Here is a 16,312-nt window from a genome sequence, read left to right as displayed (position 1 = left end):
TCCAAAAGTGATTGACAAGAGCGGGAGGTCTCTTTAAAATATGGAATGATCGATCCATAAATAAATGTAAGGAGGTCAAATCACTGGCACATTTGCTTGGTCTTCCGCTTGAACTTGTTTTCAAATCGATATTAAGGAGCTGCGCTAATGTCCAGCAATAATTCTTCTACTACTGCAAAGATCGCGTCTTCCGCTTCCTCTAGGTCCTTTCCCTGGCTTGGCCTGCTCGCTTTGGCTATGACAGGATTCATCTGTATTATGACAGAAACGATTCCGGCTGGTTTGCTTCCGCAAATAAGTAAGGGGCTTCATATTTCAGAGGCAATGGCCGGTCAATTGGTCACCGTGTATGCTATCGGTTCCTTAGTGGCCGCCATCCCTGTAGCTATAGTTACCCGCCAATGGCGGAGGCGTCCGCTGTTACTTCTGGCTATCTGCGGATTCCTGGTTTTTAACAGTATCACTGCAATTTCTTCCAGCTACATACTGACGCTGGCTGCTCGTCTACTGGCAGGAGTTTCGGCTGGAGTTCTATGGGGAATGATCGGCGGTTACGCTCTCCGCATGGTCTCTGCTACATTGAAGGGGAGGGGGATGGCGGTTGCCATGGTTGGAACGCCCATCGCCTTGGCTATTGGTGTCCCGGCGGGAACGTTTCTGGGGAACCTTATGGGTTGGCGTTCTGTTTTTGGAATCATGTCGCTACTGACTGTTATACTGCTCGCGTGGGTGCTTTGGAAGGTGCCGGACTATCCGGGACAGTCCTCCGATAAGCAAACTTCGATCTATGCAGTCTTCCTTACACCGGGGATTCGGCCCATACTATTGGTTGTACTGACCTGGATGACAGCCCATAATATTCTTTACACTTATATTGCTCCATTTCTTGCGGCCAATGGGATGGGGGAGAGAGTGGGGCTGGCGCTGGCTTTCTTTGGCATTGCTGCTCTCGTAGGTATATGGATAACGGGCGTATTCATCGACCGTTGGCTGCGTAAGCTTGTCCTTATTAGTCTTATTTCCTTCGTCTTTATTTCTATTGCCATGAGCTTTAGCAACTCCAATGTCCTTATGATCTATATCATTGTTACGGTATGGGGGTTAACTTTCGGCGGCGCAGCAACGCTATTGCAAACGGCGCTTGCTCAGGCTGCAGGGGAGAGCAAAGTGGATATGGTCATGCCGATTAACACGACCGTATGGAATCTGGCTATCGCTGGCGGCGGGATGGCTGGGGGTATTTTACTTGATACTTTTGGTGCGGGATCATTTTCATGGGCATTATTCATACTCTTATTCCTTGCGCTTCTCGTGGCTTGGGGTGGCAAAAAGTATTCGTTCCCTCCACAGTAATCTGGTAATTAGTGAGAATTTGTTTAAAAAATTCGCTTGTTATGACTTCTAGGGGTAGTACCAGCGTCGCTGTCACCAGGGGCAAAGTAGATGGATAAATATGTTAAATATAAGTTCTGGGAATTTCGCTATGATTGGAGAAATTCCTGCGTCTCAAACGTATGGAATAAACCTACATTTATCTTGTTGGGTTGTTTACGTTAATGTGCAAAGACAGAGCTAGGCTGCCGACATTGATCGGCAGCCTAGTCTTAGTTGGAGATTGAACTATCGTTTCCCGTTAGCGCAAGTACATTACATTAATTCACCATCTTAATCTCCAGGCCGTGACCGTGACATTTAAAGTTATAGTTGGGGTTTTTCATAACCTCTTCTTTCTGAAGTTCATACATGGCTAGTTTATAGTTTATTTCTTCCAAGTGTTTTTGACTTTCGTCAATTTTCTTCTGAACTTCCAATTTATGATGCATCAACATTTCTTCTCTTTGCAAATAGGTGCTATTTCCCAATTCATAAAGTTCCTTGTAATCCTTGATTTTTGAAAGAGGCATTCCTGTCTCTTTGAGACAACGAATAAAAGAAATCCAATCTATTTGTTGTTGGTTATAAACTCTACGACCTTTTTCGTCACGAGATATATTTGGTAATATCCCCTGCTCTTCATAAAACCTAAGTGTCTTTGCAGATACATTTAAATTCTCCACTACATATGTCATTGAATATAACATCTATTTGTCCCACCTTTAGTTACAGTTACTGTAACTAAATATATATCATGAAAAGATCGAAAACACAACAATTCTACATGTAATCATATAAAAATAAATCCTTGACCTACTGTAACGGTAACCAATTACACTGAAACAGAAAATAAAATATGATAGCGAGGTTAAGGAAATGAATCAAAAATACAGTAGGTTATTTGAATCCTTCACATTCAGAAGTGGAATAACAATGAAGAATAGTATCGTTATGGCACCTATGACCACCTGGTCAAGCAATGACGATCTTACCATTTCGGATGACGAAGTAAAGTATTACAAACAAAGAGTGAATGGAGTAGGACTCGTCATTACAGGGTGTACTCATGTTACACCTAATGGGCAGGGTTTTACGAATGAATTCGCTGGGTACAATGATGAATTTACTCCAAGTTTACGAAAATTAGCTGAAGCAGCGAAAAGTGGAGGCTCTCCAGCGATCCTACAGATTTTTCATGCTGGCAATAAAGCTTTGCCCGATTTGGATGCAGTTAGTGCGAGTGCATTGCAACCCGAAATTACTAATTTAGGTTCAACGCCAGAAACAAGAGAACTATCACATGAGGAGATTTTGTCGATTGTACGTGCTTTTGGAGATACAACAAGACGAGCGATTGAAGCCGGATTTGATGGCGTCGAAATTCATGGGGCACATGGATTTTTAATTCAAAACTTCTGGTCGCCAGCAACGAATCAACGGACGGACCAATGGGGAGGATCACTTGAAAATCGCTTGCGTTTTCCATTGGCGATTATTAACGAAATCAAAAATGTCATTGAAAAACATGCTGCAAAACCATTTATGATTGGTTTCCGGCTTTCCCCTGAAGAATCCCACAAAGTGGACGGATTACGTATGAAAGACACGTATGAATTAATTGATTTCCTTGTTGAACAGGATTTAGATTATATTCATGCTTCATTAGATAATGTGTCTTCAAAGCCAGTAGATAGTCAAGATGAAAAAACACGGCTTGAATTAATTCTTGAAAGAGCAAACGGTAAGATACCTGTGATGGCTGCTGGTTCCATACTAACACCGGATGATGCTCTTCAAGCTGCGGAATTAGGATTGCCGCTAGTCGCCATTGGGCATGCGTTAATTATGGATCCTAACTGGGTTGAAAAGGTCGCAAATGGACGTGAAGCCGAGGTAGATTCTGAGTTGAACGTTTCGAAACTCAACCAGCTTAATATTCCAGAAAAACTTTGGAATGTAATTCAAGCAATGCCCGGTTGGTTTAATATTGGGAAATAAAAAGTAGTCCTAAAGGCTACTCAGATTGACGAGAAACCCACGTCTTTTATGAGACTTCGGGTTTCTTTTGCTAATTCTCCGTCCATCCGTAGTTCGGTAGGGCAATTCTTACTGTTGCGGACACACATACTGCGAATGTTTCGATCTTGAAGGCCTTTGCAAATCGGGGTCGTTAAATAACCTGAATCTAAGGCTACTGCTCCAGAATATTGTTGCGTTAAACTGCCCGTTAGCTTAGTCCCCATGAATAAATAAAAGTTCCGAATTAATTTTTGTATATGGAACTTCGAGTTGTTTGAGACTCATATTGTCTAAAATATACAGCTTGGATATACTTATTTCAAGCGCTAAGTTCCGATACTCACAGTAATAGGAACTTTATTCGGAGGGGATTACATGAAGCGAAATTGGGAACTGGACGAGCTGATTGAGCATTTTACCTATCTCCCGAACGAAATGCAGCAAATAGGGAATAAGAGCAGTGAGACGAGGATCGGTTTCGCAGTCATGTTTAAGTTCTTCCAATACGAGGCGCGATTTCCGTTCCATAAATTTGAAGTTCCTAAGGCCGTCATTTCATACATCGCCAAGCAAATCGAAGTGCCGGCAGAACTGTATGCACAATACGATTGGAACGGTCGGATGATCAAATATCACCGCGCTCAAATCCGAGAATTTTTTGGTTTTCGAGAAAATACCGTTCAAGATTCACAAGAGATGTCGGAATGGCTATGCCAGCATGTCCTTCATCGTAGCCAGGAGTGGGAACATATAAAGGAATCGGTTTACGGTCGGTTCCCGGGAACTGAATGTAGAACCACCGTCACCTGAACGTATTGAACGTCTGATCCGTTCCGCCATTCATACCCACGAAGAAAATTTTTTCCAAGCGACAATCCTGAAACTGCCTCCTTCATCACCAGCGAAATTGGATGCCCTCATTGAAAGCATCGCTATGCTCGATGATACTGGTGAAGATATGCCTTTGAAGACAACGGCCAAGTTTCGTTTCATGAGCTAAAGGCCGATCCAGGAAGGCCGGGTTTAGAAAGCGTAATGAAGGAAGTTCAAAAATTACGTGCGCTTCGACACTTGGAACTTCCGGATGATCTCTTCCGGGATACCCCACACAAGATATTGAAAAAATACAGGCAGCGTGTCTCGACAGAGGACATCCGGGAACTGCGCCGACACCCCGATCCGATTCGCTATGCGCTGTTATGCACGTTTTTCTGGATACGAAGTCAGGAAATCACTGATAACCTCGTGGACTTGCTAGTGCAGATCATTCACCGGATCAGCGTTCGCGCTGAACGGAAAGTAGAGAAGGAAATATTTAATGATCTCAGGCGGGTAAGTAACAAATACGGTATTTTATTCAACTTGGCCCAAAAAGCCGTCGATAATCCGGAAGGTATTATCCGCGACGTGATTTTCCCAGTTGTTAGTGAGCAGACCTTGAAGGATTTAATCAAGGAGTTTAAACATACCGGCCCGGCATACCGCGAGAAAATCCATACCGTCATTCGTGCTTCGTATGGAAGCCACTATCGCCGTATGGTTCCGGAAATTTTAAGCATCCTTTATTTTCGATCCAATAACGAAGTTCATCGACCGGTGATCCGCGCCTTAGAGTTGATCCAAAAATACGTGGACTCGGGGTTGCATTACTTCCCCGTCTCCGAGGACACTCCGATTGAGGGAGTTATTCGCAGCGTGAATCGAGAAATCGTAGTCGAGAAAGACGATAAAGATCAGGAACGCATCAATCGGATTAACTACGAGATTAGCGCATTGCAAGCTCTTCGCGATAAATTACGCTGCAAAGAAATTTGGGTGGTTGGGGCGAATCGGTACCGTAATCCGGACGAGGACCTGCCCGCCGATTTTGAAGAACGCAGAGAAGAAAATTACAAAGCCTTGAAGCAACCGCTCGATGCGGAATCCTTCATTGCTACTTTGAAACAAACGATGAACGAGGGCCTGGAGAAGCTAAACGCCGGGATGCCAAAGAATCCAAAAGTTCGCATTACAGAAAAAGCAGGCGGTTGGATTGCTGTTTCCCCACTGGAGCCACAAGCGGAGCCGATGAATTTATCTCGATTGAAAGGCGAAATGCTGCGGCGCTGGCCGATGACGAGCCTGCTCGACATCATGAAAGAAGCGGATCTTCGAATCGGCTTCACGGAGCAATTTAAGACGGTTGCTAATCGAGAAATCCTGGATAGGGACACGCTGCAAAAAAGATTGATTCTCTCACTCTATGGACTTGGCACCAACACTGGACTGAAACGTGTGAGTGCCGGGGATCATGGCGAGTCATATAAGGACCTGCTCTATGTGCGAAGGAAGTTCATTCATAAAGACAATTTGCGAAATGCCATAGCTGATGTCGTCAACCACATTTTCAAGGTGAGGATGCAAGAGGTTTGGGGCGAGGGTACCACGTCCTGCGCGTCAGACTCCAAGAAATTCGGCGCATGGGATCAGAATCTCATGACGGAATGGCACATCCGGTACCGAGGCCGCGGCGTGATGATTTACTGGCATGTCGAGAAAAATTCAACGTGCATTTACTCGCAGCTCAAATCATGTTCCTCGTCGGAAGTCGCCGCCATGATGGAGGGATTGCTTCGTCACTGTACCGATATGGAAGTCGAGAAGAACTATGTCGATTCACATGGACAGAGCGAAGTCGCGTTTGCCTTCTGCTATTTGCTAGGCTACCAGCTCATGCCGCGTCTTAAGGCGATCCATTCACAGAAACTGTATCGGCCCGAACCCGGCATGGCCGATGCTTATTCCAACCTGCAACTGGTTCTTACGAGGCCGATCAACTGGGAGCTGATCCGCCAGCAATACGATCAAATGATGAAGTACGCTACTGCGTTGCGTCTCGGTACCGCCGAGACGGAAGCGATCTTGAAACGGTTTACACGAAACAATTTGAAGCATCCGACTTATCAAGCCTTGGGGGAACTCGGTAAAGCTGTTATCCTGCCGGGTAGGGCTTTATTTGGTTTGTTCTATTTAGTAAATAGTCTGTGCTTGTATGGTGGAAATTAGCTAGTCTAATTAAGATCTCCGTTGGAATGTCTATTTCCCCACGTTCATAATTGCTGTATATCCGCTGGCTACAATTCAGATAATCGGCCATTTGAGTTTGAGTTAAATCTTTATCTTCACGTAAATCTCGAATCCGTTGATACATCATATTCACCTCGAACTAAGAATATCTTAGCGAAATAATCGCTATTGATTTTTAGCGAATAATTCGCTAAAATTAGTCGGAGGGTTAATAATACATATCAAGAAGGAGTAGATCATGAGTATCTTGGAGAACTTTTATTACGGAAAATGTAACCCAAGTGAACGAATCAAATCGAAAGACACTGAGTTTGAACTGGTCTCTCAGAGAATAGCTGATGCTGAGAAAGCCCTCAAAACAAAATTGCCAGAACAGGATTACAAATTAATTGAAGAACTTTCTGATTTACAAGATGTTTTAATTTCCTTATTGTCCGCTTCGGCTTATATTGAGGGTTATAAAATGGGGGCACTAATAATGATTGAAGTATTTGACGGGAAAGAAGGGTTAAAATAGGTAGTTCAGAAGATTGGAGGGGGCGATTATAAAAATTTTTGAAAGGTAGCTCCTTCATGAGGAGTTACCTTTTTTATTTCTAAAAGTAGCTAGCCTGCCGGATAAGGTTTTTTTTGTTTCGTTCTGTTTAACAAGTAGTCTGTGCTTGTGTTATGGAAATCAGCTAGTTTGATTAGAATCCTTGTAGGAATATCAACATCGCCGCGTTCGTAATTGCTATAAATTCGTTGACTACAATTCAAATATTCAGCCATTTGGGTTTGAGTCAAATCTCTATCTTCACGCAAATCTCGGATTCTTTGGTACATCTTCTCACCTCCAAACCAAGAATATCCCAGCGAAATAATCGCTATTTATTTTTAGCGAATATTTCGCTATTTAGTCGAAGGATTTCATTTAGGTTTAGAGCAAGAAGGGAACAGACGTATGCGCATCCATTTATTGTTTGAAGTATATGATTTTGAGACTCAATATATTTACCAAATATGCGTACGCACCGTTTCTTACTGCACTTGCTTCTGTAGACATGATTTATGTTCTCCTAATATGGTTTTGTTGAAAAATCAAAAGGCCGGCACATTGGCCGACCTGGTTCACCGAGGCTCGAAAGCTGTGGTGTGATCCTTATTTGATTTTCCATGATACAAATATATCACGCTGAAAGTCTAACGAACGGCCATCATTCGGTCAAAAATCATTCAATAAACAGTCTCTTTTCACAGGTTATAATAACCATTTATTATCCAAATCCTATGAATAGATATTATTACAGGAAAAATCATCTACTATATCTCTCTATTTTACAAGTATATATAATTAATGTTAGTATATTTATTAAAATACCAAATATATGAAGAGAGGATTGATTTTATGCAAAAGTTTAAGCAATTGGGTATCGCGTCATTATCAGCACTTATGTTGTCATCGTTTACACTTCCTGCTTTAGCCAATGCTCAAGCTGCAAACAACGTAGAATCTTCTATAACTTCAGTAACTAATATAGACTTGGAAAATGGAATTGTTGATGAAAGAGTAGAGCAAGAATTAAGACAAGTTGATTATGATGACCTTTTCAAAACTGTAGGCACTAATCTTGGAATGGTCGATGCTCAACGTCCATCTGGGGAAGTAAGTACACAAGGCTGGAGATCAAAGTTCGCAAAATAAGTAGCGTTAGAATTAATTTCTAAACTAAAGAATATTGGATCACGTGCTTGGAATGAACAGATAAAAATTTATGTAGATAAGATACCACTTTTGACCGACGGTGCAAAAGAAACTTTGAAATATTATCTTGGCTATCAAGTAATAATGCAAGCTTTGGATATCATGGTAGATTTCACAGGCACAGCAGAGGACGGTCTTGCTTACGCCTTAAAATATGTTGGGTTGCCTGCATGGTTGGCCGAACCCGCATCCAGAGCTATTGTCTTCTTCCTGCTGTAAAACCGAACAAAAGGGGGACTAAACGTGTACATACTCGCATTGATTATACTTATTACTACAGGTTTGGTATCCATAGCTGATATTCTGTTTGATATAAAAGATTCAGGTGAAGGAATCCGGTTGATGGTTAAAACTTCACAGGCTCTATTCTTCTTATCATTGTTGTTTTTCACAGTAAAAAGCGGTACCAAGAAAAGAGACTGAACTCGTCACACAAAAAAAGGGTGGAATTGATATAGTTTATCAATTCCACCCTTTTTAGTTATTGCTGCTTCCCGACGTACAAAGCCAATCTGACGATTCTGCCGAACTGTTTCCAAATATTACTCCACCGCAAGGGATGACTCGGCGATTTTTCTTTCCGGGAATCACTGGAATAGCCTGTTGTTCCTTCAAAAACATGCGAATGACATAGATATCTTACGCGCGGTCGTCAAACACTTGGGATGAACATTCCGGGATTATTCGTTTTAGGCTCCATGTTTTCGACAAACAGTAATGATGGAAGGAGATAAAGGGGTGAACGGTGTTTTATCCCAGTCCGAATATTGATTTTCGATACAAAAGCCGCGGCTCGTTAATAAACGCTGAAGCGTGTCATTATCAGTAAAGCGACATGCAATTCGAGAAATTGTTTTCTCCGATCCCCAATCACGGAACGTGACCCAGTGCATGATCTGGTTACTTGAATCATACGACTGTGTCCCAGATATCTTGACTTTAATTCCATCTTTATCGATAAAATTTCCCCAGATGCTTTCCTCTTGGTTGGATAAATCGGTTCCCAAGGGGTTTCGTGTTTCAAAAACAAATATCCCATTTGATTCTAGGTGCTTGTAGACGGTTTCGAGTAAGGCTCGTTGATCCTCATCGCTCAAAAATGCCTGGAATGCATTTCCTGTCAAATAAATCATGGAAAAACGCTTTTCGGAATCGAATGTACGAGCATCAGCTTCAATAAAATCCACAGGTAAACCTTGAGCTTTAACCCGCGCATATTCAAGCATCGATGAAGAAATATCAACACCTGTTATATGTATCCCCGATTTTGATAAATGAATGGTTGTCAATCCTGTACCACATGCAAGTTCCAGAACCTCGCCTGGGTTCAATCTAGCCATATCAAGATAGAAATTGTATTTATTAGTCTCACCGCCAAATTCAAGATCATAATTAATCGGGTCTCGATACTCTTCAAGATTATCGTGATTTATCAATATGAATCATCCCTTCACTACACTACAGATTCCTTTAAATCATCCTTCATTATACCATCCATTCTCGGTTTTGCGATATATGGAAACCACGTTGATGTTTTATAAAAAAAGGACTGACGCGCCAGCACTTTTAAAACAAAAAAGCCGCTAATTTAGCGGATCTGATGATGAAGGTATAATTATTGTAGGAACAAACAAAGGACTAGATCATTTAACTTACCCAGAAATAAAAAAAATCATAGGGGATAAAATTCTTATTAAATACGCAGATCAAAATGAGACGTAAAAAAGGCGGTTTCCCCTTTTGGGGAAACCATTCGTTATACATAATTCTTTTAAATATTTACTAAATATCCGCATTAACCATACTCTGAATTTTTTATGCAAGAAATTATAGTATTTATATCTCTTTGTTATAGGAACTTCTTCATTTCATTAAATGCTAACTCCCTGTGGCCTGCTTGGCAGTGTTGCTCACCACCCGTTTCTTTAGTAAATACTTTGGTTGTAATAGACGCAGCATTGATTAATTCTTGTTGAATTTGTGCGAGTCGGCTAATAGGTACGTATTGATCATCTTCTCCAGCTAATAAAAGAACATCTTGATTAATGAATGCTCCAATGCCTTGCATCGTGTGCTTTTCGAAATTTTTAATGAGATCAAAAGGCGTTGCTACACCGGTGTTTTCCATCCCTTTGGTAATCTTCCAATGCAAATCAATATTGTGAGTCATCATCTGTTCGAATAATGAATTCACTTGATCTACTTCATTACGATCGACTAGCTGCACTATGCTCTGGTAAGTCTCTTCTGACATTCCCATTTTTAAGGCATCTAAACCACAATAGAAAATGTTAAAAGCAACTACTTTATCGATTCTCTTTTCGAAGGCTGCCGCACGCATAGCTAAATATCCTCCCCAAGAAGCACCTACGAGACTAACATGATCTAATTTGAAATAATCAATCACCGTTGATATGGGCTTTTCCCAGTTATGAATGAATTTTAGGCCGTTTTTTAAAGCAGTTCCTTGGCCAGGGCCATCGAATACAATAATATTGTAATCAATTCCCTTCATAAATCTCATCATTTTAAGCATCTCTTCCATGTAAGAATCATACCCACCAAAGACAAGTAATGTCTTCGTAGCTCCAGGTGTCAATAATTTTACAGCAGGAAGATACGAGTCTTCATAGGGAATCTTGTAGGATTCATAATCAAAATCATGAAAGCCTTTATAGAACATTTCTCTATATTTTCGATACATTTTTTCTTTATTGGGGTCTGTGGTTGCAAGATAAAATTCTGCAGCTTGATAGTAGACTGAGGCTAAGTCATAGTCCTTGCTGTCTTCGCGTTTCTTTGCAAAATTGAGCCAAGCTTCATACCAGCTATGGGTGTCGTTTAATTTCGGAATCATTTCTTCCAAGTCAGCTTGTGCTCGATCATCTTCTTGATAATAATCATTGATAAAACGATTAATTTGAAGATTGAACTGTTCGTTATTGACATAGGATTTAAACATATATTTTCCTCCTTCAATTTGGGTATGTGCTTACTATAGAGTATAGTTACTACATAAAAAATAATTAGTATCGCATAATCTGTAGGATATCTTACACGGTATATATAAAGTGTTCGAAAACTTACACATAAGGAGCAAGTGGTTAAATGAATGAAGATATCAGAATTTATAAAACAAAAATAGCTATTGAGCGAGCTTTAATAGAATTACTCCAACAACATGATTTTAAAGATATTACGATCAAAAAAATCTGTGATCAATCTCTTATCGGACGTTCTACCTTTTATAGTCATTATTTAGATAAGTACGACTTGCTAGAAAAAATAGTTAAACAGTATGCTTGATGTCTATTCAGTGGGTTTTGAAAAATGGCAAAGATGCGAACATCATTTTTCTTTTAGATCAAATGCAAGAATATATTATTAATCAGTTAAAGTCTGACTTGTATCAAGGTTAAATGTTTTAGCTAGTATGAGGGCGGTGAGATTACTTGGTTGATATAGAAAAGAACTTTAAACATAAAAAATATGCACCCCTCGAAGGGATGTGTTTCAAGCTACGAGAAATTGAGCATATCAAGAATCAAGCAAATGATTGGGAGCTAAGACTTCAGTTTATCGAATCCCACACGATTCTTGTTGCGGCAAGCGGTCAAGGCTGGCTAACGATTGATGGGCAATTCACCGAACTTCGACAGGGCAGCGTTTACGTGTGTACGCCAGGAGAACTCATTGAAGCAGCCGCGCACTCCTTTGATGAACGAGGGTTTTATTATCTTCGATTTGATGTTATGGACGATGAGGTATCTTCAGCCCATTCGATGCAGATTATTAAGAAGAACAGCCCGTTTCCGGCTAAAGGGGAAGTTATCGTTACGTCGCCTGTTTCTGTTAATACGTTGTGCGATACCATTAACCAATACTTGCAGGATGAGGATCATTTAAAACGATTTCGCGGGCAAATTCTCTTTCAAGAACTGCTGCATACCATCTTGCAAGATGCCCATCTTGAACAAGGAAACGATTCGGAAACAGCCCTAGACTATATCAAAGGCTATATAGAGCAGCATTACCAGAAAGAACTGACAATCGATCACTTGGCCAAGGTGGGGGGAATGAGTACCCGTCATTTTATGCGATTATTCAAAAAAAGGTATGGCTGCAGCGCGATCGACTATTTGGCAGTGTTCCGAATCGAGCAGGCACAACAGCTGATGAGGTCGGGTGGGCAAAATCGTCTTCGAGATATTGCACGACATGTAGGTTACCATGACGATACTTATTTTCGGCGCAAATTTAAACAGGTATCGGGCGTGCCTCCAGCGGCATTTATGCAGAACAGCAGAAAAAAAATAGTCGCCTACGATTTCCCCAACATTGGACAATTGATTGCGCTTCAAATTAATCCTTTCGCCGCACCAGCCGATCACCCATGGACTGGTTATTACAAGCGAAAGTATCACATGGATGCCGTGCTCCCTCTAAGTTCAAATCAATGGATCAAGAGAGAAGAAATTCGACTTGCTGAACCCGATTTTATTGTTGGTATCGACACTCTGGTATCTCCTGAGGAACAGGAAATGCTGAGGAAAATTGCACCTGCATTTTTTGTACCCTGGGTGAAGAACGATTGGCGTACGCATTTGCGCTTAATTGGGAAATTTCTGGACAAGACCGTAACAGCCGAGACTTGGCTTGAAAAATATGATCGAAGGGCTCTTTTTGTAAGAGAGCAAGTGAAACATGTATTCAAGGATGATCGTCTCCTCATTCTGAGAATCACCGGTGATCGTTACAATGTTTTGGGCAGTAGAAGCCTAGGCACAGTATTTTACGATGATCTGCATGTTCTGCCTGTGCAAGGCGTCGATCTTTTGAGTCAAAATCAGCAGATAACGCCTGACCAACTAGCGAATTTTGATCCAGATCGTTTATTGCTCATCGTAGACGAGGACATTCAGTCACAATTAAGTTGGCAAACACTCATGAATTCTAAGCTATGGAGTGATTTGAAAGCTGTCAGGAACAGCCGGGTGGACTTCCTTCCCTCATATCCTTGGGTAGAATATACGGCTTTCACTCATGAGCTTATGCTGGATGAAGTTTTAAAGATTTGGCGGGATCGTGCATGAAAAAAAGTCGCTATCGTCAATATTCCGAAATTATAAATTCATCTATACTCCTAATATATGATAATGATAATCAATTTTAATTAGAGGTTGTCATAAATAAATCAAATGATCAGGAGGACCACCGAAGAATGAAGCAACAACGACATATAATCGCAGGTTTAATTATCGTATTGTTCGTCATTGTAAGTACTGCTTGTGGAGCCAATAATGCAGGAAACACAGCTAGCAATACTGAAAAAGCGAATAAAGGAGCCGCTGCTGAGCAGCACGTTATTTCAACTTTAAAAGGGGACCTTAGTATTCCAACGGAGCCCAAAAGGGTCATTGGACTCTCTGTTGTTTACCCAGAGTTGTTATATGCACTTGGCGTTACGCCTGTTGCGGTACAAAACTATCATCCGGATTTCCCATCCTATTTAAAGGAACCGTTTAAAGATACACTGAAGATGGGAATTGCCCAAACTCCTAATTTTGAAGCTATTCTGGCCTCTAAGCCGGATTTAATTATTGCCCCTACGTGGTGGTCCGATAAGGATTATGCTCAGCTTTCCAAAATTGCACCAACGGTGCTTTTACCGCAGCGGGATGATTGGCGTGATGAGTTACGGGATATTGGCAAGGTTCTAGGCAAAGTGGAACAGGCTGAAAAGGTCATTCAGGATTTGCAAACGAAAGAAACTGAAGCGAAGGAGAAACTTCATTCTCTAGTTGGTGACGAGACAGTCATGTACATGATGATTATGGCGAAGGAGATCGTTATTTACGGAGAAAATAGTGATCGGGGAATCTTCATCCATAAGACATTAGGTCTAAAGCCGATTAAAGAATATCCACAGGGTGAGCTAAGTCTATCCATTTCATTGGAAAAAATACCGGAATATAATCCTGACCATATCATTTTGCAGTTAGATGATGACTCCAGTCAAGAAGTTCGGAATAGATATGAGGAAATGCTGAACAGCTCTTTATGGAAAAACATGACAGCCGTGAAAAAAAAACAGGTTCACATGATGGGAGGCAAGGAATGGTTTAGTCTTGGCATGTCTCCATTGGCAGATCTTCATGCTATTAACGATGTCGTTCATGCTTTTGAAAAATAGAGAACAATAATGGGAGTGTATGCTATGGGCACGGTTGATTTTCAACATTTGGAAGAAAATTTTTTCCTTACTTTGAATGAGCTCGATAAAACCGTGCTTACCATCCCTGCATTTGATCTATTAAAAGTTGAAAATATGAATCACTTAATCGACACATACGGCACGCTCATCAAAGCTAAAGAACGTTCAGCAGCAGCAGCTTTTTTTATTAGCTGGTACGCCGGGGTATGCGGTGCGATGCAGCACATGCTGTATCAAGGCAACGTGTTGCTGTTGGATTTATCATTATCTAATTTATCCGTACAATTATATGTAGTTGACGGCTATCCGCTTTTTTCATTTAAAATCAACGAAGTGCGATTTAACCAAATTTCGATAATGGACTGGGATGAGGGGGAGAAGAAATCGCTTGATTCCTTTTACAGGGAACAGGTAACGCCTATAATCCAACTTTTGTCCCAACTGGCCCCCATAAACGCTATTCCATTATGGGGACAAATCGTTAATGCGTTGTATGCTCAAATGGAAGAAGAGTTGGCCGAAGCGTCTGATGAAGAAAGTAGAACCAGGATCATTTCTTTTTTCAAATTGCTCACACACGATGTCGATGCTAGTGCGTTCGGACTCCGTAATAACCCGTTTAATATTAAACCAAATTTCATTGAACACCCAAATATCCCTGATCAAAAAATGTTAGTGAAAACAGCTTGTTGCCTGGCTTATTGCTTGGATCGTGAATTTGGTTACTGTTACGCATGTCCGCGATTAAAAGAAAAGGATCGGGCATTAATGAGAGCGAATGGACGTTGTTGAAAAAACATCTGCTTTGATTGGATAATAACGATTGAAGCTATGGAACTACGATTTTGATGGGCATGTTGCGTACGAACAATATATTTTTACAGTTGTTATATGAATTTATTCATTTCATTAAATGCTAACTCCCTGTGACCTGCTTGGCAGTGTTGCTCACCACCTGTTTCTTTAGTAAATACTTTGGTTGTAATGGACGCAGCATTGATTAATTCTTGTTGGATTTGTGCGAGTCGGCTAATAGGTACGTATTGATCATCTTCTTGATAATAATCATTGATAAAACGATTAATTTGAAGATTGAATTGTTCATTATTGACATATGATTTAAACATATATTTTCCTCCTTCAATTTGGGTATGTGCTTACTATAGAGTATAGTTACTACATAAAAAATAATTAGTATCGCATAATCTGTAAGATGTCTTACATGTTATATATGAAGTGTTCGAAAACTTACACATAAGGAGCAAGTGGTTGGATGAATGAAGATATCAGAATTTATAAAACAAAAATAGCTATTGAGCGAGCTTTCATTGAATTACTCCAACAAAATCATTTTAAAGAAATTACGATCAAAAAAATCTGTGATCAATCTCTTATCGGACGTTCTACCTTTTATAGTCATTATTTGGATAAGTACGACTTGCTAGAAAAAATAGTTAAACAGTATGCTTCTGATTTTAAAGTTGAAATTGAGCAGCGTTTTGATCCCATCGAAGATGGTAAGGTGGCAAATGCCATAGAACTTGTAACCGATAAAATGATTAAAAATAAGCTCGAAATTTCAACATTGTTAGCCGTTCATGAAGTAACAGCAGATCTACGTAAGGAATTTGAACAAATTTTGTTTAGGACTTGCTTAGATTATTTAAAGCAACAGAATTCTTCAACTTCGATCGCATTAGAGTATTTAGCAGAACTATATGCTGCTAACTCAATGATGTCTATTCAGTGGGTTTTGAAAAATGGCAAAGATGCTAACATCATTCTTCTTTTAGATCAAATGCAAGAATATATTTTTAATCAGTTAAAGTCTGATCTATATACAAGTTAGCACACGTGGAGTATGGGTTGCAGGAATAAACAATGAAGATCTATTT

15 protein-coding genes and 2 pseudogenes are annotated in these 16,312 nt (G+C 40.5%); 11 read left to right on the top strand and 6 right to left on the bottom strand.

Going from position 1 to position 16,312, the window contains the following annotated elements:
- The first annotated feature begins 147 nt into the window (after positions 1-147).
- Positions 148-1,353: an MFS transporter gene (locus MHB54_RS27675; RefSeq protein WP_264453803.1), complete on the top strand. Its 1,206-nt coding sequence runs from the start codon at positions 148-150 to the stop codon at positions 1,351-1,353.
- A gap of 299 nt (positions 1,354-1,652) precedes the next feature.
- Here the strand turns inward: MHB54_RS27675 and MHB54_RS27670 are convergent, their stop codons facing one another.
- A complete protein-coding gene (locus MHB54_RS27670; protein WP_264453802.1) occupies positions 1,653-2,081 on the bottom strand; it encodes a MerR family transcriptional regulator in 429 nt (142 codons plus the stop codon).
- Positions 2,082-2,250: 169 nt separating this feature from the next.
- Between MHB54_RS27670 and MHB54_RS27665 the strand changes: the two genes are divergently transcribed.
- Together MHB54_RS27665 and MHB54_RS27655 are read left to right on the top strand one after the other, a co-directional pair.
- Entirely contained in the window at positions 2,251-3,372 is a 1,122-nt protein-coding gene (locus MHB54_RS27665; RefSeq protein WP_076295893.1) for an NADH-dependent flavin oxidoreductase, read from the top strand.
- A gap of 396 nt (positions 3,373-3,768) precedes the next feature.
- Positions 3,769-6,366: pseudogene (locus tag MHB54_RS27655) on the top strand (Tn3 family transposase); the annotation flags it as partial.
- On the opposite strand, the gene MHB54_RS27650 reads toward MHB54_RS27655, so the two are convergent.
- Complete coding sequence (locus MHB54_RS27650; RefSeq protein ID WP_319640948.1) at positions 6,365-6,529, bottom strand: helix-turn-helix domain-containing protein; 165 nt, start codon at positions 6,527-6,529, stop codon at positions 6,365-6,367. The pseudogene MHB54_RS27655 and the gene MHB54_RS27650 sit on opposite strands and share 2 nt — an antisense overlap.
- A 168-nt stretch (positions 6,530-6,697) precedes the next feature.
- Between MHB54_RS27650 and MHB54_RS27645 the strand changes: the two genes are divergently transcribed.
- Entirely contained in the window at positions 6,698-6,976 is a 279-nt protein-coding gene (locus MHB54_RS27645; RefSeq protein WP_076295897.1) for a DUF6809 family protein, read from the top strand.
- An 89-nt stretch (positions 6,977-7,065) separates the two neighbouring features.
- On the opposite strand, the gene MHB54_RS27640 is transcribed toward MHB54_RS27645, so the two are convergent.
- Complete coding sequence (locus tag MHB54_RS27640; protein ID WP_044645949.1) at positions 7,066-7,284, bottom strand: helix-turn-helix domain-containing protein; 219 nt, start codon at positions 7,282-7,284, stop codon at positions 7,066-7,068.
- Between the two features lie 562 nt (positions 7,285-7,846).
- Between MHB54_RS27640 and MHB54_RS27635 the strand changes: the two genes are divergently transcribed.
- Together MHB54_RS27635 and MHB54_RS27630 are read left to right on the top strand one after the other, a co-directional pair.
- The gene (locus MHB54_RS27635; protein WP_264453801.1) at positions 7,847-8,143 is read left to right on the top strand and encodes a hypothetical protein; all 297 of its coding nucleotides are present in this window, start codon (positions 7,847-7,849) and stop codon (positions 8,141-8,143) included.
- Between the two features lie 90 nt (positions 8,144-8,233).
- A complete protein-coding gene (locus MHB54_RS27630; RefSeq protein WP_149094206.1) occupies positions 8,234-8,422 on the top strand; it encodes a hypothetical protein in 189 nt (62 codons plus the stop codon).
- 470 nt (positions 8,423-8,892) lie between these two features.
- On the opposite strand, the gene MHB54_RS27625 is transcribed toward MHB54_RS27630, so the two are convergent.
- A complete protein-coding gene (locus tag MHB54_RS27625) occupies positions 8,893-9,639 on the bottom strand; it encodes a class I SAM-dependent DNA methyltransferase (RefSeq protein WP_023988515.1) in 747 nt (248 codons plus the stop codon).
- A gap of 413 nt (positions 9,640-10,052) precedes the next feature.
- The gene (locus MHB54_RS27620) at positions 10,053-11,165 is read right to left on the bottom strand and encodes an alpha/beta fold hydrolase (protein ID WP_264453800.1); all 1,113 of its coding nucleotides are present in this window, start codon (positions 11,163-11,165) and stop codon (positions 10,053-10,055) included.
- 146 nt (positions 11,166-11,311) lie between these two features.
- Here MHB54_RS27620 and MHB54_RS27615 point away from each other — a divergent pair, with 146 nt between their 5' ends.
- From MHB54_RS27615 to MHB54_RS27600, 4 genes are all read left to right on the top strand, one after another.
- Positions 11,312-11,509 (top strand): TetR/AcrR family transcriptional regulator, encoded by a 198-nt coding sequence (locus MHB54_RS27615; RefSeq protein WP_075154177.1) that lies wholly within the window; start codon positions 11,312-11,314, stop codon positions 11,507-11,509.
- A 146-nt stretch (positions 11,510-11,655) separates the two neighbouring features.
- On the top strand, positions 11,656-13,296 hold the full coding sequence (locus MHB54_RS27610) for a helix-turn-helix domain-containing protein (protein ID WP_053325389.1): 1,641 nt from the start codon (positions 11,656-11,658) through the stop codon (positions 13,294-13,296).
- Between the two features lie 128 nt (positions 13,297-13,424).
- A complete protein-coding gene (locus tag MHB54_RS27605; protein ID WP_075154179.1) occupies positions 13,425-14,396 on the top strand; it encodes an ABC transporter substrate-binding protein in 972 nt (323 codons plus the stop codon).
- 24 nt (positions 14,397-14,420) lie between these two features.
- Positions 14,421-15,209 carry a hypothetical protein gene (locus MHB54_RS27600; RefSeq protein WP_053325390.1) on the top strand — a complete coding sequence of 263 codons (789 nt, stop codon included), beginning with the start codon at positions 14,421-14,423 and terminating at the stop codon, positions 15,207-15,209.
- 95 nt (positions 15,210-15,304) lie between these two features.
- Here the strand turns inward: MHB54_RS27600 and MHB54_RS27595 are convergent.
- A pseudogene (locus MHB54_RS27595) lies at positions 15,305-15,556 on the bottom strand (alpha/beta hydrolase); the annotation flags it as partial.
- Between the two features lie 134 nt (positions 15,557-15,690).
- On the opposite strand from MHB54_RS27595, the gene MHB54_RS27590 reads away from it, so the two are divergent.
- Positions 15,691-16,266 carry a TetR/AcrR family transcriptional regulator gene (locus MHB54_RS27590; protein WP_264453799.1) on the top strand — a complete coding sequence of 192 codons (576 nt, stop codon included), beginning with the start codon at positions 15,691-15,693 and terminating at the stop codon, positions 16,264-16,266.
- Positions 16,267-16,312: the final 46 nt, after the last annotated feature.

The sequence above is a fragment of the Paenibacillus sp. FSL M7-0802 genome (assembly GCF_038004945.1).
Classification (GTDB): Bacteria; Bacillota; Bacilli; order Paenibacillales; family Paenibacillaceae; genus Paenibacillus; species Paenibacillus polymyxa_B.
Note: the sequence above shows the minus strand (reverse complement) of the source record. Positions and strands in the feature narration are given on the sequence as shown.

Coding starts and splice junctions, on each gene's coding strand:
- MHB54_RS27675 (WP_264453803.1), top strand. CDS start 148: ATGTCCAGCAATAATTCTTCTACTACTGCAAAGATCGCGTCTTCCGCT.
- MHB54_RS27670 (WP_264453802.1), bottom strand. CDS start 2,081: ATGTTATATTCAATGACATATGTAGTGGAGAATTTAAATGTATCTGCA.
- MHB54_RS27665 (WP_076295893.1), top strand. CDS start 2,251: ATGAATCAAAAATACAGTAGGTTATTTGAATCCTTCACATTCAGAAGT.
- MHB54_RS27650 (WP_319640948.1), bottom strand. CDS start 6,529: ATGGCCGATTATCTGAATTGTAGCCAGCGGATATACAGCAATTATGAA.
- MHB54_RS27645 (WP_076295897.1), top strand. CDS start 6,698: ATGAGTATCTTGGAGAACTTTTATTACGGAAAATGTAACCCAAGTGAA.
- MHB54_RS27640 (WP_044645949.1), bottom strand. CDS start 7,284: ATGTACCAAAGAATCCGAGATTTGCGTGAAGATAGAGATTTGACTCAA.
- MHB54_RS27635 (WP_264453801.1), top strand. CDS start 7,847: ATGCAAAAGTTTAAGCAATTGGGTATCGCGTCATTATCAGCACTTATG.
- MHB54_RS27620 (WP_264453800.1), bottom strand. CDS start 11,165: ATGTTTAAATCCTATGTCAATAACGAACAGTTCAATCTTCAAATTAAT.
- MHB54_RS27615 (WP_075154177.1), top strand. CDS start 11,312: ATGAATGAAGATATCAGAATTTATAAAACAAAAATAGCTATTGAGCGA.
- MHB54_RS27605 (WP_075154179.1), top strand. CDS start 13,425: ATGAAGCAACAACGACATATAATCGCAGGTTTAATTATCGTATTGTTC.
- MHB54_RS27600 (WP_053325390.1), top strand. CDS start 14,421: ATGGGCACGGTTGATTTTCAACATTTGGAAGAAAATTTTTTCCTTACT.
- MHB54_RS27590 (WP_264453799.1), top strand. CDS start 15,691: ATGAATGAAGATATCAGAATTTATAAAACAAAAATAGCTATTGAGCGA.